This is a genomic window from Citrobacter sp. RHB35-C21, from assembly GCF_013816515.1.
GTDB classification, from domain to species: domain Bacteria; phylum Pseudomonadota; class Gammaproteobacteria; order Enterobacterales; family Enterobacteriaceae; genus Citrobacter; species Citrobacter braakii.
This window is the reverse complement of record NZ_CP057147.1, coordinates 145,086-163,774: the sequence shown is the minus strand read 5'-3', so window position 1 is coordinate 163,774 and position 18,689 is coordinate 145,086. Positions and strand designations below refer to the sequence as shown.

The 18,689-nt window shown below is 50.9% G+C and carries 18 protein-coding genes; 9 read left to right on the top strand and 9 right to left on the bottom strand.

Going from position 1 to position 18,689, the window contains the following annotated elements; translation table 11 throughout:
• The first annotated feature begins 12 nt into the window (after positions 1–12).
• Positions 13–987, top strand: coding sequence for a glyoxylate/hydroxypyruvate reductase GhrB (gene ghrB / locus HVZ39_RS00775; RefSeq protein WP_109017915.1), 975 nt, complete (start codon positions 13–15; stop codon positions 985–987).
• Between the two features lie 58 nt (positions 988–1,045).
• Here ghrB and HVZ39_RS00770 read toward each other — a convergent pair whose 3' ends face one another.
• Positions 1,046–1,756, bottom strand: a complete 711-nt coding sequence (locus HVZ39_RS00770) for a DUF3053 domain-containing protein (RefSeq protein WP_016154915.1) — start codon at positions 1,754–1,756, stop codon at positions 1,046–1,048.
• A 380-nt stretch (positions 1,757–2,136) separates the two neighbouring features.
• On the opposite strand from HVZ39_RS00770, the gene HVZ39_RS00765 reads away from it, so the two are divergent.
• The 3 genes from HVZ39_RS00765 to cueP all read left to right on the top strand — a co-directional run bounded on the left by HVZ39_RS00765 (position 2,137) and on the right by cueP (position 3,646).
• Positions 2,137–2,427 (top strand): HTH-type transcriptional regulator, encoded by a 291-nt coding sequence (locus HVZ39_RS00765; RefSeq protein ID WP_016157726.1) that lies wholly within the window; start codon positions 2,137–2,139, stop codon positions 2,425–2,427.
• 279 nt (positions 2,428–2,706) lie between these two features.
• Positions 2,707–2,919, top strand: a complete 213-nt coding sequence (gene cspA, locus HVZ39_RS00760) for an RNA chaperone/antiterminator CspA (protein WP_000014594.1) — start codon at positions 2,707–2,709, stop codon at positions 2,917–2,919.
• A gap of 187 nt (positions 2,920–3,106) precedes the next feature.
• Positions 3,107–3,646 carry a copper-binding periplasmic metallochaperone CueP gene (gene cueP / locus HVZ39_RS00755; RefSeq protein ID WP_046275781.1) on the top strand — a complete coding sequence of 180 codons (540 nt, stop codon included), beginning with the start codon at positions 3,107–3,109 and terminating at the stop codon, positions 3,644–3,646.
• A 63-nt stretch (positions 3,647–3,709) separates the two neighbouring features.
• Here cueP and glyS read toward each other — a convergent pair whose 3' ends face one another.
• From glyS to HVZ39_RS00740, 3 genes are all read right to left on the bottom strand, one after another.
• A complete protein-coding gene (gene glyS, locus HVZ39_RS00750) occupies positions 3,710–5,779 on the bottom strand; it encodes a glycine--tRNA ligase subunit beta (protein ID WP_016157728.1) in 2,070 nt (689 codons plus the stop codon).
• Between the two features lie 9 nt (positions 5,780–5,788).
• Positions 5,789–6,700 (bottom strand): glycine--tRNA ligase subunit alpha, encoded by a 912-nt coding sequence (gene glyQ / locus HVZ39_RS00745; RefSeq protein WP_001168551.1) that lies wholly within the window; start codon positions 6,698–6,700, stop codon positions 5,789–5,791.
• A gap of 95 nt (positions 6,701–6,795) precedes the next feature.
• Positions 6,796–7,104, bottom strand: coding sequence for a YsaB family lipoprotein (locus HVZ39_RS00740; RefSeq protein WP_181633110.1), 309 nt, complete (start codon positions 7,102–7,104; stop codon positions 6,796–6,798).
• 173 nt (positions 7,105–7,277) lie between these two features.
• On the opposite strand from HVZ39_RS00740, the gene HVZ39_RS00735 reads away from it, so the two are divergent.
• Positions 7,278–8,273: an acyltransferase gene (locus HVZ39_RS00735; protein ID WP_047358213.1), complete on the top strand. Its 996-nt coding sequence runs from the start codon at positions 7,278–7,280 to the stop codon at positions 8,271–8,273.
• Between the two features lie 40 nt (positions 8,274–8,313).
• Here HVZ39_RS00735 and yiaA read toward each other — a convergent pair whose 3' ends face one another.
• The 4 genes from yiaA to xylA all read right to left on the bottom strand — a co-directional run bounded on the left by yiaA (position 8,314) and on the right by xylA (position 12,135).
• A complete protein-coding gene (gene yiaA, locus HVZ39_RS00730) occupies positions 8,314–8,751 on the bottom strand; it encodes an inner membrane protein YiaA (protein WP_016154922.1) in 438 nt (145 codons plus the stop codon).
• Complete coding sequence (gene yiaB / locus HVZ39_RS00725) at positions 8,752–9,120, bottom strand: inner membrane protein YiaB (protein WP_181633109.1); 369 nt, start codon at positions 9,118–9,120, stop codon at positions 8,752–8,754. It lies immediately after the preceding gene.
• A 166-nt stretch (positions 9,121–9,286) separates the two neighbouring features.
• The gene (gene xylB / locus HVZ39_RS00720; protein WP_149382176.1) at positions 9,287–10,741 is read right to left on the bottom strand and encodes a xylulokinase; all 1,455 of its coding nucleotides are present in this window, start codon (positions 10,739–10,741) and stop codon (positions 9,287–9,289) included.
• Positions 10,742–10,812: 71 nt separating this feature from the next.
• On the bottom strand, positions 10,813–12,135 hold the full coding sequence (gene xylA / locus HVZ39_RS00715) for a xylose isomerase (RefSeq protein ID WP_016154925.1): 1,323 nt from the start codon (positions 12,133–12,135) through the stop codon (positions 10,813–10,815).
• A 365-nt stretch (positions 12,136–12,500) separates the two neighbouring features.
• On the opposite strand from xylA, the gene xylF reads away from it, so the two are divergent.
• From xylF to xylR, 4 genes are all read left to right on the top strand, one after another.
• Entirely contained in the window at positions 12,501–13,493 is a 993-nt protein-coding gene (xylF, locus tag HVZ39_RS00710) for a D-xylose ABC transporter substrate-binding protein (RefSeq protein ID WP_016154926.1), read from the top strand.
• 108 nt (positions 13,494–13,601) lie between these two features.
• Entirely contained in the window at positions 13,602–15,143 is a 1,542-nt protein-coding gene (locus HVZ39_RS00705) for a xylose ABC transporter ATP-binding protein (protein ID WP_046275786.1), read from the top strand.
• A complete protein-coding gene (gene xylH, locus HVZ39_RS00700) occupies positions 15,121–16,302 on the top strand; it encodes a xylose ABC transporter permease XylH (protein WP_142418067.1) in 1,182 nt (393 codons plus the stop codon). The genes HVZ39_RS00705 and xylH overlap by 23 nt, the downstream gene beginning before the upstream one ends.
• A gap of 80 nt (positions 16,303–16,382) precedes the next feature.
• A complete protein-coding gene (gene xylR / locus HVZ39_RS00695; protein WP_016154929.1) occupies positions 16,383–17,561 on the top strand; it encodes a D-xylose utilization transcriptional activator XylR in 1,179 nt (392 codons plus the stop codon).
• Between the two features lie 41 nt (positions 17,562–17,602).
• Here the strand turns inward: xylR and HVZ39_RS00690 are convergent, their stop codons facing one another.
• Entirely contained in the window at positions 17,603–18,427 is an 825-nt protein-coding gene (locus HVZ39_RS00690; protein ID WP_016154930.1) for a protein bax, read from the bottom strand.
• Positions 18,428–18,689: the final 262 nt, after the last annotated feature.

The window sequence follows — 18,689 nt, the reverse complement described above, 5'->3', positions numbered from 1 at the left end:
ACGGAGATTCGCATGAAGCCGTCCATTATTCTCTATAAAGCGTTACCTGACGATTTACTGCATCGCCTGGAAGAGCATTTTACTGTGACTCATGTACCTAACCTGCGCCCGGAAACGGTCGCACAGCACGCCGAGGCTTTTGCCAACGCGGAAGGTATGCTGGGTTCCAGTGAAGCCGTCAATACCGCCCTACTGGAGAGAATGCCCAGGCTACGTGCGACATCCACGATTTCCGTAGGCTATGACAACTTCGACGTCGATGCCCTCAACGCGCGCAAGGTGCTGTTGATGCACACGCCAACCGTGCTGACGGAAACTGTCGCCGATACGGTAATGGCGCTGGTGTTAAGCACCGCTCGCCGCGTGGTAGAAGTTGCTGAACGGGTTAAAATTGGCGAGTGGACCAAAAGTATCGGGCCGGACTGGTTTGGTACGGATGTACACCACAAAACGCTGGGGATTGTCGGCATGGGCCGTATTGGTCTGGCGCTGGCGCAACGCGCGCATTTTGGTTTTAGCATGCCGATTCTTTATAACGCGCGCCGTCATCACCAGGAGGCGGAAGAACGCTTCAACGCGCGTTACTGCGACCTCGATACGCTGTTGCAGGAGTCCGATTTTGTCTGCCTTATCCTGCCGTTAACCGAAGAAACGCATCATCTGTTTAGTACCGAACAGTTTGCCAAAATGAAGTCCTCCGCCATTTTCATTAACGCCGGGCGTGGGCCAGTGGTCGATGAAAAAGCGCTGATTGCCGCCCTGCAAAGCGGGGAAATTCATGCCGCAGGCCTGGATGTGTTTGAGCAGGAGCCATTACCGGCAGACTCACCGTTATTGGCGTTGCCAAACGTGGTAGCCGTGCCGCACATAGGTTCAGCTACGCATGAAACGCGCTATAACATGGCGGCCTGTGCGGTGGATAACTTAATCGATGCGCTGCAAGGACGCGTTGAGAAGAATTGCGTGAACCCGCAGGTCGCGCCATAAACAAAAGGCCGGGTAGCGCTTACGCTTACCCGGCCTTTTATGTATTACAGCGCCTTCATTACTGAGCGGCATTCACCGCAGCAGTCCAGGCCTGATTAAATGCCTGATGCTGAGAGGCCAACGGGCCAATCAGCGTGTTGTACTGACTTGCCTGCTGTGAAGTTGGGAACTGGATACCGTTAGCGACAAAGCTCACCTGCGTATCCTGCTGTGCCACAAAATCACCGACCTGTACTAACTGCTGCGTGAAGATTTGCGCGGCAGGGATCAGCGGCTGTAGCGCCTCTGAAGGTACAGTGACGACTTTATTGTAGACCTGGTCAAAGACCGGCTTCAGATCCTCGCCCTGCTTCAGCGCGCCATGCGCAGCATCTGCCTGCAGTTTCGCATTCTGCAACTGTTGCCCTAATACGCCCAACGCACCATTTGCCTGACGCAGCGGTTCACGCTGAGTCACATAATCCTGAGGAACACGAATCGCATTTACGCTATCAACCACCGGGCGCAGACCGGAGTCCATTGCCTGATTAACCTGCTGCGAATAGCCATACAGAATCGCGTAATCGGACACAAACGGGCCAAACTGTTTTTTCTGATCGGCGGTCAGCGTTGGTAAACGCTCTCCGCTACGCATTGCAGTATTCTGCAGAAAATCGATAAACGCTTTGCGTTGATCGCCTTCTTTATCAAAACACCCACTCAGGCCAACTACCATTAAGAGCGCCAAAACAGGCGCAAACCAGCGAGAGCAGGACTTACCTGTCGCCATTTTAATACTCCTTTCACCCAAAAATGCGCACAACGACACCCGCGTGCCTGACGTTGACAAGGATAGTCCAGGTCAGCCCCGCAAGATACCCTTTCCGCGTAATCTTGTGGGGGAAAATAACCGCTCCCGCCACCCATCGTTTTGCTAAACAATGCGCCATTTACCACACGACGTCATATTTTAGTCATCTTTACAATCGGGATCGATCGTTCGCAGATCACGACCTTAATCAGTTCGTTAGCCTGCAAAAGATTGTCGACTACGATCCGCTGAAACGAATCCATCACGCAAACCTAAAATCCGGCTTCATTTTTTCCGACTACTCTTAATGAGCTTCGATGAAATTCACGATCCCGCTGTGTGATTTGTAGGAGTTCTCAATGGAATACAAAGATCCTATGTTTGAACTGCTGAGCAGTCTGGAGCAGATTGTTTTTAAAGATGTATCGCAGACGGTTACTCTGACGCAAAAAACCAACCCTTTCACCGAATTTGAACAGCTACGACGAGGGACAGGTTTAAAAACAGATGATTTTGCCCGGGTGATGGGCGTGACGGTCGCGACGGTTCATGAATGGGAGTCTAAACGCGTAAAGCCTTCCAATACCGAATTGAAGTTAATGCGCCTGATTCAGGCAGACCCAAGATTAAGTAAGCAACTGATGGATTGAACTATTTTTCAATTTTACTTATGAACGGTCCTGTAAAAGGGCCGTTCCCTTAAGGGGGTTATCCACAAAAAAGAAAATAGTAGTTGCATCCACATGCGTAAAATGAGTTAATGCCCTCAACGGTTTGACGTACAGACCATTACAGCAGTTAGTAAGGCAAGTCCCTTCAAGAGTTATCGTTGATACCCTTCGTAGTGAGCATTTCCTTTACTGTTAAAAAATCTGTAAAGCACGCCATATCGCCGAAAGGCACACTTATTTTTTAAAAGGTAATACACTATGTCCGGTAAAATGACTGGTATCGTAAAATGGTTCAACGCTGACAAAGGTTTCGGCTTCATCACTCCTGACGATGGCTCTAAAGACGTGTTCGTACACTTCTCTGCTATCCAGAACGATGGCTACAAATCTCTGGACGAAGGTCAGAAAGTTTCCTTCACCATCGAAAGCGGCGCTAAAGGCCCGGCAGCTGGCAACGTAACCAGCCTGTAAGCTTAAAAAGCTCAAAATTCTGAATCCCTGCCAAACGGCGGGGATTTTTTTTATCTGTACTTCGCAAGACTCCCCGCCTAAACGCTTCTTTGCATTACTTTACCCGTCCTCCCTTTGACCTTTCCCTAAGGGCAAGCTTTATAGTGAGCCAGTCTGTATTCCACAACATTCACAAGGAATTGAAGCTATGTCGAAATCCTCACTGCTGCTGGTTTTAGGTTTGCTCACTACAGGTAGCGCGTTCGCAGCAACTCCGGAAGCTGCTTTTCTGGCGGAACACGGGCTCAGCGGTAAATCCGTCGAGCAAATCGTCGAGACCATTGACCAGTCGCCACAGAACCGCCCGCTGCCGTACTCAGCATCTATCACCAGTACCGAACTGAAGCTCTCTTCGGGCGATCAGATTTATACCCTACCGCTCGGTGACAAGTTCTATCTGTCATTTGCCCCTTATGAATGGCAAACACATCCTTGCTTCAACCACAGCCTTTCTGGCTGCCAGGGCGAAATGCCGGAGAAGGCATTCAATGTCAAAGTGACGGATAACAAGGGTGAGGTGGTGGTACAAAAAGTGATGAAGAGCGGTCGAAATGGCTTCGTCGGGGTATGGCTACCGCGCAATATGGCAGGCACAATCGCGGTAAGTTACAACGGTAAAACGGCGGAGTATCCCATCAAGACGATGGAAGACAGCCAGACCTGTCTGACAAAATTACAGCTGCGCTAACTACATACAAAAAAGCCGGATGGCACAATGCTTATCCGGCTTTTCTAAGTCAGCTCAGGAGCGTTACTGCAGCAGAGAAATATCCGCTACGCGCAGGAACAGTTCGCGCAGTTTTGCGAGCATAGACAGACGGTTAATACGCAGATCTTTATCTTCCACGTTGACCATCACTTTCTCGAAGAACGCATCAACCGGTTCACGCAGTTCCGCCAACTCAACCAGCGCTTCCTGGTAACGACCAGCTGCAAAGACAGGCTCCAGCTTATCGCGCAGCACCACAACCTGCAGCGCCAGCGCAATTTCTTCCGGCTCTTTCAGCGTTGCCGAATTTACACGGTCATTCAGCGTCTCTTCAGACTTCGCCAGGATGTTCGATACACGCTTGTTCGCTGCAGCCAGCGCGGACGCGGCTTCCAGCGTACGGAAGTGCGAAACCGCCTTCATACGTGCGTCGAAATCAGCCGGACGAGTCGGACGACGCGCCAGTACTGCCTGAATGGTATCGACGGTGTAACCTTCATCCTGATACCAGGCGCGGAAGCGACCGAGCATAAAGTCGATCACATCATCCACCACGTTGGCGTTAGTCAGCTTGTCGCCATACAGACGAACCGCTTCTTCGGTCAACGTTTGTAGATCCAGATTCAGGTTCTTCTCAACGATGATACGCAGTACGCCCAGCGCGGCACGACGCAGCGCAAACGGGTCTTTGTCGCCTTTCGGATGCTGACCGATACCGAAGATACCCGCCAGTGTGTCCATCTTATCGGCAATCGCCACGGCACAGGCAACCGGGTTAGACGGCAGGTCATCACCGGCAAAACGCGGCTGATACTGCTCGTTCAGCGCCACAGCGACATCTTCCGCTTCACCATCGTGACGCGCGTAGTGCATGCCCATCACGCCCTGAGTATCGGTGAACTCGAAGACCATGTTGGTCATCAGGTCGCACTTGGACAGCAGGCCAGCACGCGTTGCGTGGTTAACGTCAGCGCCAATCTGACCAGCAATCCAGCCCGCCAGCGCCTGGATACGGTCAGTCTTGTCGCGCAGCGTACCCAGTTGCTGTTGGAACAGCACGGTTTGCAGACGCGGCAGATGGTCTTCCAGACGTTTTTTACGGTCTGTATTGAAGAAGAATTCGGCATCCGCCAGACGCGGACGAACCACCTTCTCGTTACCGGAGATGATTTGCTGCGGGTCTTTGGATTCGATGTTGGCAACGAAGATAAAATTCGGCAGCAGTTTGCCGTCGTTCGCGTATACCGGGAAGTACTTCTGGTCACCTTTCATGGTGTGAACCAGCGCTTCGGACGGAACAGCGAGGAATTTCTCTTCGAACTTCGCGGTCAGCACGACCGGCCATTCCACCAGCGAGGTGACTTCTTCCAGCAGGCTTTCACTCAGATCGGCGTTGCCGCCAATTTTACGCGCCGCGTCTTCGGCATCGGCTTTGATTTTGGCTTTACGCTCAGCGTAATCCGCAATCACTTTGCCGCGCTCACGCAGAATTTCTGGGTACTGATCGGCATTATCGATGGTGAACTCCGGCTCGCCCATAAAGCGATGCCCGCGGATCACGCGATCGGACTGAATACCCAGAATAGTTGCCGGAATAACTTTGTCGCCCAGCAGCAACGTCACGGTGTGAACCGGACGCACGAAGTGAACGTCAGACGCGCCCCAGCGCATCAGTTTCGGGATCGGCAGCTTCGCCAGTGAGGTGGCGATCATATTCGGCAGCAACGCTTCAGCGCTTTCGCCTTTCACATGCGCGCGATACAGCAGCCACTCGCCTTTGTCGGTGGTCAGACGCTCAGCCTGATCAACCGTGATGCCACAGCCACGCGCCCAACCTTCGGCCGCTTTGCTCGGTTTACCTTCGGCGTCAAACGCCTGGGCGATGGCCGGGCCGCGTTTTTCTACTTCACGGTCGGGTTGTGCTTCAGCCAGGGCAGCGACTTTCAACGCCAGACGACGCGGCGCGGCGAACCACTCCACGTTGCCGTGCGCGATGCCAGCATTATCCAGCTCCGCGGTAAAGTTCGCAGCAAAGGACTCAGCCAGGCTGCGCAGTGCTTTTGGTGGCAGCTCTTCAGTGCCGATTTCCACCAGAAAAGTTTTCTCAGACATGGCCGCCTCTTATTTGTCTTTGTTGCACATCGGGAAGCCAAGGGCTTCACGGGAAGCGTAGTAAGCTTCTGCCACTGCTTTGGTCAGGGTGCGAATACGCAGGATATAGCGCTGACGCTCGGTGACGGAGATGGCTTTACGCGCATCCAGCAGGTTGAAGCTATGGGCGGCTTTCAGAATACGTTCATACGCAGGCAGCGGCAGCGGATTTTCCAGCGCCAGCAACTGCTGCGCTTCTTTCTCGTACTGCTCGAAGCAGGTGAACAGGAAGTCCACGTCGGCGTATTCGAAGTTGTAGGTGGATTGCTCCACTTCGTTCTGATGGAACACGTCGCCGTAAGTGGTTTTACCCAGCGGGCCGTCGCTCCAGACCAGGTCGTAAACGCTGTCTACGCCCTGAATGTACATGGCCAGACGTTCCAGACCGTAGGTAATTTCCCCGGTCACTGGTTTACATTCCAGACCACCAACCTGCTGGAAGTAGGTGAACTGCGTGACTTCCATGCCGTTCAGCCACACTTCCCAACCCAGACCCCAGGCACCCAGCGTTGGGTTTTCCCAGTTATCTTCCACGAAACGGATATCGTGAATGGTCGGGTCCATACCCAGCTCTTTCAGAGAACCCAGGTACAGCTCCTGAATGTTGTCCGGAGACGGCTTAATCACTACCTGGAACTGATAGTAGTGCTGTAAGCGGTTCGGGTTTTCGCCATAGCGGCCGTCGGTCGGACGACGAGAAGGCTGCACATAAGCAGTCGCCATCGGTTCCGGCCCCAGCGCCCGCAGGCAGGTCATTGGGTGAGATGTCCCCGCGCCGACTTCCATGTCCAATGGTTGAACGATGGTGCAGCCCTGGCGAGCCCAGTAATCCTGTAAGGTCAGGATCAAGCCCTGGAAGGTCCTGGTATCAAACTTTTGCATATTATTTCGTGCTGGATACGTGTGGATTTAAAGGAAGCGGTCAGTATACCCGCTGGCTGCAAGATATACAGTACGAAACGGGAAAAAGGGGGAACTTAGCGCATGGAAAGGTGTAAAAACTGCCCGTCTGCATCAAAAGAGCAGACAAAACTCTCTTTACGGAAGGTAGAACCACGCATCTCATAGCTGCCCTGAAATTGTTCCAGACCGGAGATATCAATTTTCTGCACACCAGTGTTGTAGATTTGTGCCGCTTCATTTTTACACAGTGACTCCATATCCAGCGAACGTGTTGCACTGACTTTGATCTTTTGCGCCTTCTGCGCGGGTGCAGGCTGCTGGGTGTCGGCGCACGCAACCAGTAAAAGGGGAACGATCGCGCAAAAGAAATACTTCATCATCATTTTATTACCGCCTGGTTTGCTGGTCAGTCTTATTATTAAGTGTCTGGAAACGGATGCTATTTTGAGAATCTCATCAGACCATCTCAAGCTTTAGCGTAAGAACTCGGATTTTTCCAGTGAGCTACGCTCGCAAAATTTCGGTCAGACTTTTTTTAATGGATACAGAGGAACTGATGCAGCCCAAAATATTCTGGATTGATAACCTGCGCGGGATAGCCTGTCTCATGGTTGTGATGATCCACACCACGACCTGGTACATCACCAATGCGCAAAGCGTCAGCCCGTTGAATTGGGATCTGGCCAATGTGCTCAATTCAGCCTCTCGCGTCAGCGTCCCGTTGTTCTTTATGATTTCGGGCTATCTGTTTTTTGGCGAGCGCAGCGCCAAATCGCGCCATTTCATGCGCATTGCGCTCTGCATCCTGTTTTACAGCAGCGTGGCGCTGGCCTACATCCTGCTGTTTACCTCGATCAACGCTGAGCTGTCGCTGAAAAACCTGCTGCAAAAGCCGGTGTTCTATCACCTGTGGTTTTTCTTCGCGATCGCCGTAATCTACCTGGTTTCCCCGCTGATACAGGTAAAAAATATCAGCGGCAAGATGCTGCTGGCGCTTATGGTGGTGATTGGGGTGATTGCCAATCCCAATACTGTCTCACAAAAAATTGGCGGTTTTGAGTGGCTTCCCATCAACCTGTACATCAGTGGCGACACGTTCTACTACATCGTGTACGGTATGCTAGGCCGAGCGATTGGTATGATGGATACGCACAAACGCGCACTTACCTGGCTCTGTGCGGCGTTGTTTATCACCGCAGTGTTTATTATTTCTCGAGGCACGTTGCATGAACTGCGTTGGCGAGGCAATTTTGCCGATACCTGGTATCTCTATTGCGGCCCGGCGGTGTTTATTTGTGCTGCCTCCCTCCTGACGCTGGTCAAAAATACGCTCAGTACGCGCACTCTGCCGGTACTGGGCCTTATTTCCCGCCACTCCCTGGGTATTTATGGCTTTCATGCGCTGATCATTCACGCGCTACGCACCAACGGTGTAGAACTCAAAAACTGGCCGCCGCTGGATATGCTATGGATTTTTAGCGCCACGCTGGCGGGAAGTTTACTGTTGTCTGTATTGTTGCAGCGCATCGATACGCGCAGACTGGTGAGCTAACAATAAAAGCCCTCGATCGGTAACCATCGAGGGCATACGATCACTCCGTAAAATCGTCTGCGACTGCCAGCGTTTCTTTTGGATGCTCAAAGCCACTATCACGGATATTTTTCTGCACCGCAACGGTACCAAACAGGCTTAAAAAGAAGGCCAGGCCGTAAAACCCTTTCTCGTTTAGCAGCAGCGTGGCATTCCACAAACCGATAACCAACAATGCAACCGCAATAATAAACGCGGCAAGACAGGTTATGTAGTAAATCGGCGTAGTCGGGATCCCCTCATATTTATCCCGTACCGTCTTTTGATACGACGCAGCAGAAAACAAACCAAGCACCAAAACAGCAAAGTAATACCCCTTTTCGTTCAACTGCATATCGGCATTCCACAACCCCAGCAGATAAACCACAATGCCGCCGAGAAGCGCGACCCATGACACAATACTAAATGCCGGTGAATAAGTTGATGTCCTGTTTTCCATTTAGAGTTCCAGTCCTTTAGATAAATATTCTGCTGAACGCATGAGTAAAACTTGTCCCAGTAAACATACGATGAATGCCAGCGGGAACAGCCCCTTTTCGAGGGGTGATAATGGGACATTCAATACGCCCACCAACAGCACCCCTACCGTGATGAGCGCCACCATCTGACATACAGAGGCGAAGAGTTCATCGTTCTGATTGAGATTTTCTGCACGCTGATAAACGTACGTCACAAACATTCCCGTCATCAGCACGGCGAAAAAATAGCCTTTGCTACTCAATAACGGGCATGCCCGCCATAAGCCAATAACGTAAATCAATGCACCAGAGAAGAATAATATCCATGGCAACAGCCTTGTCGTCTTCATTGGGACCTCCTTATCCATCATGGATACAATATGAATAACCCGCTAAAGACAACACAGAAAAGGTCACTACGCCGGACTTTCAGAATAAATTCATGCGCGCTAATTATTAATTAGATAGAAATATATATTTGATAAATCCCCGCTGTTTACCAGAGGGGATTTAGGGTCAGGACATCAGCGGGTGTAATTGCTGATAGATTCGGCGGAAGGTTTCCCGACGCTGTTGGTAAAGGGCATGGCGCTCGACATCAGGATAATGCGCCTGCTCCAGCGTAAGCTGAGGTAGAAGGTCTGATAATGGCTGCTGCGGATTAATGGCAATTTGCGCCAGACGCGCCGCACCGAGAGCAGGACCAACATCGCCGCCGGTACGGTAATCCAACTGCAATCCGCTGATGTCAGACAGCATCTGACGCCAGTATTCGCTGCGCGCCCCGCCGCCAATCAGCGTAATGCTGGAGGGCTGCACGCCGCAGGCGTGTACCACGTCCATACCCTCAGCCAATGCAAAACCAACGCCTTCCAGCACCGCCTGTGCCAGCTCCGCCGGACCATGCTGATGCGTCAGACCGAAAAATACGCCCTTCGCCTGCGGGTTGTTGTGCGGCGTACGTTCACCGGACAGATAGGGTAAAAACCAGACCGGCTCAGCGTGTTCATCCGCCTGTTGCGCTGCGGCAATCAACGCAGGAACGCTCGCCAGTCCGGTTAATTTTGCCGCCCAGTCCAGGCAGGATGCCGCACTTAGCATCACGGACATCAGGTGCCATCGTTCAGGCAAGGCATGGCAAAAGCTATGGACCGCGCTTTCCGGTTTGCTGAGAAAGCCGTCGCTGACCGCAAAATAGACCCCGGAAGTACCCAGCGATAGCATCGCCTGACCGGCATTCATCATGCCCACGCCAACTGCCCCCGCTGCGTTATCCCCGCCTCCGGCGACCACCGCAACCTCCTGCATTCCCCAGGCCCTGGCGACTGCTGGCAACAATGTTCCGGTAATCTCACTGCCTTCATAGAGCGCAGGCATATGCGCACGAGTCAGCTTACAGGCTTCCAGCATGACATCACTCCAGTCACGCTTCGCAACATCCAGCCACAGGGTACCAGCCGCATCAGACATATCGCTGGCGAAATCGCCGGTCATACGCAGGCGCAGGTAATCTTTCGGCAGCAGGACTTTATCAACCCGGCTAAAAATCTCCGGTTCGTGGCGCTGTACCCACAGCAGCTTTGGCGCGGTAAAGCCAGGCATCATCAGGTTGCCGGTGATGGCACGAGACTGCGGAACCAGGCTCTCTAGCATGACGCACTCTTCGGCGCAGCGACCATCGTTCCACAGGATAGCCGGGCGCAATACCTTTTGTTGTTCATCCAGTAGCGTCGCGCCGTGCATCTGTCCGGCAATTCCCAACGCTTTCACCTCGCGAAGTGAATGCTGCCGACCCAGGGCTTTCACAGCGCGATCCGTTGCCAGCCACCACTGCTCTGGGTCTTGTTCTGACCATAACGGGTGCGGGCGCGAGACGGTGAGTTTCTCTGTTTGCGAAGCGACCACATCGCCCTGCTCATTGAGCAGAATGGCCTTTACGCCTGATGTGCCAAGATCTATCCCGATATACATAGGGCATCGTTCCTTAAAGAAAGGCCCGGTCGCGCGAGCTGACCGGGCTTACGGACATGCTCAGAGACCCGTTATTTGTCGAACAAATAATGGTTCACCAGATTTTCCAGCAATTCCTGATGACCGCTCTGGTGCACTGGCGCCAGGTTGTGTTGTTCAGCGTACTGCGCAATTTCCGTCAGCGTCATCTGCCCTTTCAGAATTTGCTGGCCCAGCTCACCATTCCAACCGGCATAACGTTTAGCCACGCGCTGATCCAGACCACCGTCTTCAATCATACGCGCCGCAATTTTCAGCGACAGCGCCATGGTATCCATCGCACCAATATGACCATAGAACAGATCGTATTTATCGGTACTCTGACGACGAACCTTGGCATCGAAGTTCAGGCCACCGGTGGTGAAGCCGCCGGCTTTCAGGATTTCGTACATCACCAACGCATTCTCTTCTACGCTGTTCGGGAACTGGTCAGTATCCCAGCCCAGTTGCGCGTCCCCACGGTTGGCATCGACAGAGCCAAACAGACCCAGCGCGATAGCGGTGGCGATTTCGTGATGGAACGAGTGACCCGCCAGCGTGGCGTGGTTGGCTTCGATATTCAGTTTGATCTCTTTTTCCAGACCGAACTGCTTGAGGAATCCGTATACGGTCGCCGCATCGTAATCGTACTGGTGCTTGGTCGGTTCCTGCGGCTTCGGCTCGATAAGCAAAGTGCCCTGGAAACCGGTTTTGTGTTTGTGTTCCACGACCAGTTGCATGAAGCGACCAATTTGCTCACGTTCCTGACGCAGATCGGTATTCAGCAGCGTTTCATAGCCTTCACGACCGCCCCACAGAACGTAGTTTTCACCGCCTAATTTATGCGTGGCATCCATAGCCGTAACCACCTGCGTGGCGGCCCAACTGAACACTTCTGGATCCGGGTTCGTGGCCGCGCCCGCGCCGTAACGTGGGTTGGTGAAGCAGTTTGCCGTTCCCCACAGCAGCTTCACGCCGCTCTGCTCCTGTTTTGCCGCCAGTACATCAACCATCTGCGCAAAATTGTTTTTGTACTCTTTCAGCGACGCACCTTCCGGCGAGACATCCACGTCATGGAAGCAGTAGTAGGGCACGTTCAGTTTGTGGAAAAACTCGAACGCCACGTCCGCCTTGCGCTTCGCTAATTCCAGCGCTTCACCGGGCTGCTGCCACGGGCGATTAAATGCACCAACACCAAACATATCTGCACCATTCCAGCAGAAAGTGTGCCAGTAGCAGGCAGCAAACCGCAGGTGATCTTCCATACGCTTGCCTAACACTAACTCATCAGAGTTGTAGTGGCGAAATGCTAATGGATTAGTTGATTTGGTGCCTTCATAACGAACGCGCTCAAGCTGGTCAAAATAGGCTGGCATAATGAACTCCATAATCAGGTAATGCGGCGGGTGATGGATAATGTCGTAATATTGGGCACTCCCCACCTATTGCTCAATTATGTTATTTCATACTGCCATTGAGATAATTCACAAGTGTGCGCTACTTCTCAAAATAAAATCTGACTAATTTAAAAATTGTTACTTATCAAACTTAAATGCAACCCAGGTAACGAATCATTTAAAATACGATCCCGGTCATAAATCAAGAAATAAACCAAAAAACGTAATTGGAAGATAAAAATCTATAATTGCCTTCCCGCCGTTACCTGTTAAAACTCTGCTACGTCTTATGCTGTGATTGTTACTTTTACTGCTGTTTCTCCCCTACAAAAGGCATCACGATTATGAAGATGAAGAACATTTTACTTGCCGTTTGCACATCCCTTTTACTCACCAGCGTCGCAGGTCATGCCAAAGAAGTAAAAATCGGTATGGCGATTGATGATCTCCGCCTGGAACGCTGGCAGAAAGATCGCGATATTTTCGTCAATAAAGCTGAATCGCTTGGTGCGAAAGTATTTGTACAATCGGCGAATGGTAATGAAGAAACCCAAATGTCGCAGATTGAAAACATGATAAACCGGGGCGTGGATGTCCTTGTGATAATCCCTTACAACGGCCAGGTATTAAGCAATGTTATCAAAGAAGCAAAACAAGAAGGGATCAAGGTGCTGGCTTACGATCGCATGATCAATGATGCTGACATCGATTTTTATATCTCTTTCGATAATGAAAAAGTAGGTGAATTACAGGCTCAATCATTAGTCAATATTGTCCCCGAAGGGAATTATTTCCTGATGGGTGGCTCACCCGTTGATAACAACGCGAAGCTGTTCCGCGCTGGACAAATGAAAGTATTAAAACCGTATATCGACAGCGGAAAAATTAAGGTGGTGGGCGATCAATGGGTTGACGGCTGGTTACCGGAGAATGCGTTGAAGATTATGGAAAATGCGCTAACCGCCAACAATAACAAAATTGACGCAGTAGTTGCCTCAAATGACGCCACAGCTGGCGGTGCGATTCAGGCGCTGAGTGCGCAAGGATTATCAGGAAAAGTCGCTATTTCCGGACAAGATGCAGACCTTGCAGGCATCAAGCGCATTGTCGCCGGGACTCAAACCATGACGGTTTATAAACCTATTACATTGCTCGCAAATACCGCTGCGGAAATCGCCGTCGAACTGGGAAATGATCAACAGCCTAAAGCAGATACTTCGCTGAATAATGGCCTGAAAGATGTCCCTTCCCGACTACTCACACCTATTGATGTTAACAAAGACAATATTAACGAAACCGTCATTAAAGACGGATTCCACAAGAAAAGCGATCTGTAAGCCATGTGCCCTCTGCAAATCAGAGGGCAATAAAACGTGGTGTCAAATTCGCCACGGATATACGTGAAGTCCACGCAGGGTTCTCTTATTGGCTTATGTGGAGCAGTTATGCCATATCTTCTTGAAATGAAAAACATTACCAAGACATTCGGCGTAGTGAAGGCGGTTGATAACGTTAGCCTTAGGATCAATGCTGGCGAAATCATTTCATTATGCGGTGAAAATGGTTCGGGTAAATCGACGCTAATGAAAGTTCTGTGCGGAATTTACCCGCATGGAACCTACGAAGGCGAGATCATTTTTGCTGGCGAAGCCATCCGTGCCAGCCATATTCGTGATACCGAACGTAAGGGTATTGCGATCATCCACCAGGAATTAGCCCTGGTGAAAGAGTTAACAATACTGGAAAATATTTTCCTCGGTAACGAAATGACCCGTAACGGCGTTCTTGATTACGAGATGATGACGTTACGCTGTCAAAAATTACTCGATCAGGTCAGTTTGTCTATTTCGCCAGATACGCGCGTGGGCGATTTAGGATTAGGGCAACAACAATTGGTAGAAATTGCAAAAGCGCTGAATAAGCAGGTCCGCTTACTTATTCTGGATGAACCAACGGCCTCCCTCACCGAGCAGGAAACTGCAATACTGCTGAATATTATACGTGACCTGCAACAGCATGATATCGCCTGCATTTATATTTCACACAAATTGAATGAAGTTAAGGCCATCTCGAATACCATTTGCGTTATTCGCGACGGTAAACACATCGGCACACGCGATGCGACCAACATGACTGAAGACGATATTATCACCATGATGGTTGGTCGTGAGCTCACCGCACTTTACCCCAGCGAGCCTCATACCACGGGAGAAGAGATTTTACGGGTTGAGAATCTGACAGCCTGGCATCCCGTCAATCGCCATATAAAACGCGTCAACGACATTTCTTTCTCACTCAAGCAGGGCGAAATTCTCGGCATTGCCGGACTCGTCGGTGCAGGACGTACCGAAGCCGTACAGTGTCTGTTTGGCGTCTGGTCTGGTCGTTGGGAGGGAAAGATTTTTATTGAAGGCACTCAGGTGCATATCCATAACTGCCAGCAAGCTATTGCTCATGGCATCGCCATGGTGCCTGAAGACAGAAAAAAAGATGGCATTGTTCCGGTGATGGCTGTGGGGAAAAATATCACGCTGGCTGCACTCGATAAATTTACCGGGGGCATGAGCCATCTTGATGATGCCGCTGAACAAAAATGCATTCTGGAATCGCTTCAACAGCTCAAAGTAAAAACATCGTCCCCCGACCTTGCGATCGGGCGTCTGAGCGGAGGGAATCAGCAAAAAGCGATTCTCGCGCGTTGCCTCCTGTTAAATCCCCGGATTCTCATTCTTGATGAACCCACCAGGGGTATTGATATCGGCGCCAAATATGAAATCTACAAACTCATCAACCAGCTCGTCCAGGAAGGCATTGCCGTGATTGTCATCTCCTCTGAATTACCTGAAGTGCTCGGACTAAGCGATCGCATCCTTGTGATGCATGAAGGAAAACTGAAAGCTAACCTGGTAAATCATAACCTGACTCAGGAGCAGGTGATGGAAGCCGCATTAAGGAGCGAACATCATGTCGAAAAACAATCCGTCTGAAGCGAAACTTTCTCCCTCTATCACAGGTGGTTTCCCAGCAATAAAATCGCTTAACTTGCAAGTTTTCGTCATGATTGCGGCGATTATCGTGATTATGCTGTTTTTCACGTGGACCACTGATGGCGCATACCTGAGCGCACGTAATGTCTCGAACCTGCTTCGACAAACTGCGATTACCGGTATTCTTGCCGTGGGTATGGTGTTTGTGATCATTTCCGCTGAAATCGATCTCTCTGTCGGTTCCATGATGGGATTATTGGGCGGCGTAGCGGCGATCTGTGATGTTTGGCTAAGCTGGCCTTTACCGCTGACGGTGATCGTAACCCTGACTCTGGGATTGCTCCTCGGGGCATGGAATGGATGGTGGGTTGCTTACCGCAAGGTTCCGTCGTTTATCGTCACCCTTGCGGGAATGCTGGCTTTCCGCGGTATTCTGATTGGCATCACCAACGGCACCACCGTATCCCCCACCAGCGCAGCAATGTCTCAGATTGGTCAGAGCTACTTGTCTGATGGCACAGGCTTTGTCATCGGTGCTCTCGGCTTAATGGCGTTTGTTGGCTGGCAATGGCGAGGCCGTATGCGTCGCCAGGCGTTAGGACTTGCCACTCCCGCATCAACGTCGGCTGTGGGTCGCCAGGCATTCACAGCCATTGTCGTCTTAGGGGCAATCTGGCTATTAAACGATTATCGTGGTGTTCCAACGCCCGTCCTGCTGCTGACGCTGCTGCTGCTCGGTGGGATGTTTATGGCCACGCGCACTGCATTCGGTCGGAGAATTTACGCCATTGGCGGGAACCTGGAAGCCGCCCGCCTTTCAGGTATCAACGTTGAACGCACCAAACTTGCCGTCTTCGCTATTAATGGTTTGATGGTCGCCATTGCCGGGCTCATTCTTAGCTCCCGGCTTGGCGCAGGTTCCCCTTCCGCAGGGAACATTGCAGAACTGGATGCCATTGCCGCATGTGTCATCGGGGGAACCAGCCTGGCGGGAGGGGTCGGGAGTGTTGCTGGCGCCGTCATGGGCGCATTTATTATGGCTTCTCTCGATAATGGAATGAGTATGATGGACGTCCCCACCTTCTGGCAATACATAGTGAAAGGAGCGATATTGTTGTTGGCGGTATGGATGGACTCAGCAACCAAACGTCGTTCCTGAATTTAAGAAGTGGGTGTATCTCAATGCCGGTTAATGCAACCGGCATTGTCTTTTCTACATGATTCAGCAGGAAAAGAACCATGTTTTATAAACGTCATCGTATTACGTTGTTATTTAATGCCAATAAAGCCTACGACCGTCAGGTGGTTGAAGGGGTTGGCGAGTATCTGCAAGCGTCGCAATCGGAGTGGGATATCTTCATAGAAGAAGATTTTCGTGCTCGCATTGATAATATTAAAGAGTGGTTAGGCGACGGCGTTATTGCCGATTATGACGATGATGATATTGCGCAATTACTTGTCGATGTGGATGTTCCGATCATTGGCGTTGGGGGTTCCTACCATCTGCAGCAAGATTATCCACCAGTACATTACATTGCCACCGACAACCACGCGCTGGTAGAAAGCGCCTTCCTGCATCTGAAAGAGAAAGGGATTAACCGGTTTGCATTTTATGGTCTTCCGGCTTCAAGCGGTAAACGCTGGGCCGCAGAACGTGAATATGCGTTTTGCCAGTTGGTTGCCAAAGAGAAGTACCGCGGCGTCGTCTATCAGGGGCTGGAAACCGCGCCGGAGAACTGGCAGCACGCGCAAAATAGGCTGGCGGACTGGCTGCAAACCTTACCTCCACAAACTGGGATTATCGCCGTCACCGACGCACGTGCGCGGCACGTTCTGCAGGCCTGTGAACATCTGCATATTCCGGTACCGGAAAAACTGTGCGTCATTGGTATCGATAACGAAGAGCTGACCCGTTATCTGTCACGAGTCGCCTTGTCCTCCGTCGCTCAGGGGGCCAGACAAATGGGGTATCAGGCAGCCAAACTACTCCACCGCCTGCTGGCTCACGAAGAGATACCCTTACAGCGCATTCTGGTTCCTCCTGTACGCGTTGTTGCGCGTCAGTCTACAGATTATCGTTCACTTACCGATCCTGCCGTTATTCAGGCGATGCATTACATTCGCAACCATGCCTGCAAAGGTATCAAGGTTGATCAAGTGTTGGACTCAGTAGGGATTTCACGTTCGAATCTGGAGAAGCGCTTTAAAGAAGAGGTCGGAGAGACCATTCACGCCGTGATTCATGCCGAAAAGCTGGAAAAGGCGCGCAGTCTGTTGATTTCTACCACGCTTTCAATCAACGAAATTTCACAGATGTGCGGCTATCCGTCTCTGCAGTATTTCTATTCGGTATTCAAGAAAGAGTACGACACGACGCCAAAAGAGTATCGCGATGTGAACAGTGAAGTGTTGCTATAGGATGATAGCCGGATGGCGAAGTTGCCATCCGGCACTCGAAATTACATATGCGCGGCGATTAAACGCTGGTTGTCCTGATACATTGCGAACAGATAGTTGTTATAACTCTGTCCCTTAGTGGAATAACCCTTCAGCTTATGGATCATCGCGGTGGCGGTGACTTCCTGATCGGCTTTACGCAACTGCGCACGTGACTTACGGAAGGAAGAGTAGGCCGGATGCGTATTCAAATTAATGACGTAAGCATTCACCGACTCTTTCACTGATTCAAACTGTGAGTAGCCTTTCACCTTACCCGGTGCATTGTTACAACGACCCTTGCCACATTTCATGCCAAACAGGTTGTTGTTGCTACGCGCCAGCTTCGACGTACCCCAGCCGCTTTCTGCCGCAGCCATGGTTGCCACCATACTGGTCGGGATAATGTCTACACGCTCAAGCAGCGTATTCCACGGAATTTTACGCGTGTTACCAGACCAGTTCACCTTGTAGCGCTTCGCGATGTCTTTCATACGCGTACGCTCAGTCGGTGACCAGCGGTTCTGGTACTGTTTTGAAATCAGCCAGTTACGGTCCGCCGTAATGGCAGCATTTTGACTGGTAATATAAGGCATAACCGTCCGGAGAAACGCTTTTTTCCTTGGTGTTCCGGAAGGGTATTTTCGCAAATCAGGAAGTGAACTACTCTTTGCACTATTGCGAGAATACTCTTGTTTACTGCTAACCTGTTTATTACTTGCCTTGGTTATCTGGGGCTTGTGACTCGTTGTCGCCGTGTGTGTCTTTGCCAGCACCTCACCCGAAAATGCAACGGTGAGTAACATAAGAATCATTGCCCCATATCGTCGAATGGGAGTCAATATCATTAGGTCTCCTGGTCGGATTTATACATTCCAACACCTTATATTTTTCACAAAAATGAGAGATGAATCTCAAATCATATCAAAAATAGCCGTCAAGAGCACCCACAGGAATAGTCCAATTCTGAAACTATGTCACGTATTAACGGTTCTGGGTGCCATTAATTCGAAGAAAATGTGGAGGTTATCGCAAAATAAGTTCATTTTTTGCGCGCGATCGCTCACCCTCACTTCTCCTCCTGGCGGAATCAACTCAAAGGAGGAGTTT

Excerpts from the sequence above, each read along its gene's own strand:
- xylB (WP_149382176.1), bottom strand. The coding sequence starts at position 10,741 with ATGTATATCGGGATAGATCTTGGCACATCAGGCGTAAAGGCCATTCTG.
- glyS (WP_016157728.1), bottom strand. The coding sequence starts at position 5,779 with ATGTCTGAGAAAACTTTTCTGGTGGAAATCGGCACTGAAGAGCTGCCA.
- HVZ39_RS00690 (WP_016154930.1), bottom strand. The coding sequence starts at position 18,427 with ATGATATTGACTCCCATTCGACGATATGGGGCAATGATTCTTATGTTA.
- yiaA (WP_016154922.1), bottom strand. The coding sequence starts at position 8,751 with ATGGAAAACAGGACATCAACTTATTCACCGGCATTTAGTATTGTGTCA.
- HVZ39_RS00705 (WP_046275786.1), top strand. The coding sequence starts at position 13,602 with ATGCCATATCTTCTTGAAATGAAAAACATTACCAAGACATTCGGCGTA.
- glyQ (WP_001168551.1), bottom strand. The coding sequence starts at position 6,700 with ATGCAAAAGTTTGATACCAGGACCTTCCAGGGCTTGATCCTGACCTTA.
- xylA (WP_016154925.1), bottom strand. The coding sequence starts at position 12,135 with ATGCCAGCCTATTTTGACCAGCTTGAGCGCGTTCGTTATGAAGGCACC.
- cspA (WP_000014594.1), top strand. The coding sequence starts at position 2,707 with ATGTCCGGTAAAATGACTGGTATCGTAAAATGGTTCAACGCTGACAAA.
- yiaB (WP_181633109.1), bottom strand. The coding sequence starts at position 9,120 with ATGAAGACGACAAGGCTGTTGCCATGGATATTATTCTTCTCTGGTGCA.
- cueP (WP_046275781.1), top strand. The coding sequence starts at position 3,107 with ATGTCGAAATCCTCACTGCTGCTGGTTTTAGGTTTGCTCACTACAGGT.
- HVZ39_RS00765 (WP_016157726.1), top strand. The coding sequence starts at position 2,137 with ATGGAATACAAAGATCCTATGTTTGAACTGCTGAGCAGTCTGGAGCAG.
- HVZ39_RS00740 (WP_181633110.1), bottom strand. The coding sequence starts at position 7,104 with ATGATGATGAAGTATTTCTTTTGCGCGATCGTTCCCCTTTTACTGGTT.
- HVZ39_RS00735 (WP_047358213.1), top strand. The coding sequence starts at position 7,278 with ATGCAGCCCAAAATATTCTGGATTGATAACCTGCGCGGGATAGCCTGT.
- ghrB (WP_109017915.1), top strand. The coding sequence starts at position 13 with ATGAAGCCGTCCATTATTCTCTATAAAGCGTTACCTGACGATTTACTG.
- xylF (WP_016154926.1), top strand. The coding sequence starts at position 12,501 with ATGAAGATGAAGAACATTTTACTTGCCGTTTGCACATCCCTTTTACTC.
- xylR (WP_016154929.1), top strand. The coding sequence starts at position 16,383 with ATGTTTTATAAACGTCATCGTATTACGTTGTTATTTAATGCCAATAAA.
- xylH (WP_142418067.1), top strand. The coding sequence starts at position 15,121 with ATGTCGAAAAACAATCCGTCTGAAGCGAAACTTTCTCCCTCTATCACA.
- HVZ39_RS00770 (WP_016154915.1), bottom strand. The coding sequence starts at position 1,756 with ATGGCGACAGGTAAGTCCTGCTCTCGCTGGTTTGCGCCTGTTTTGGCG.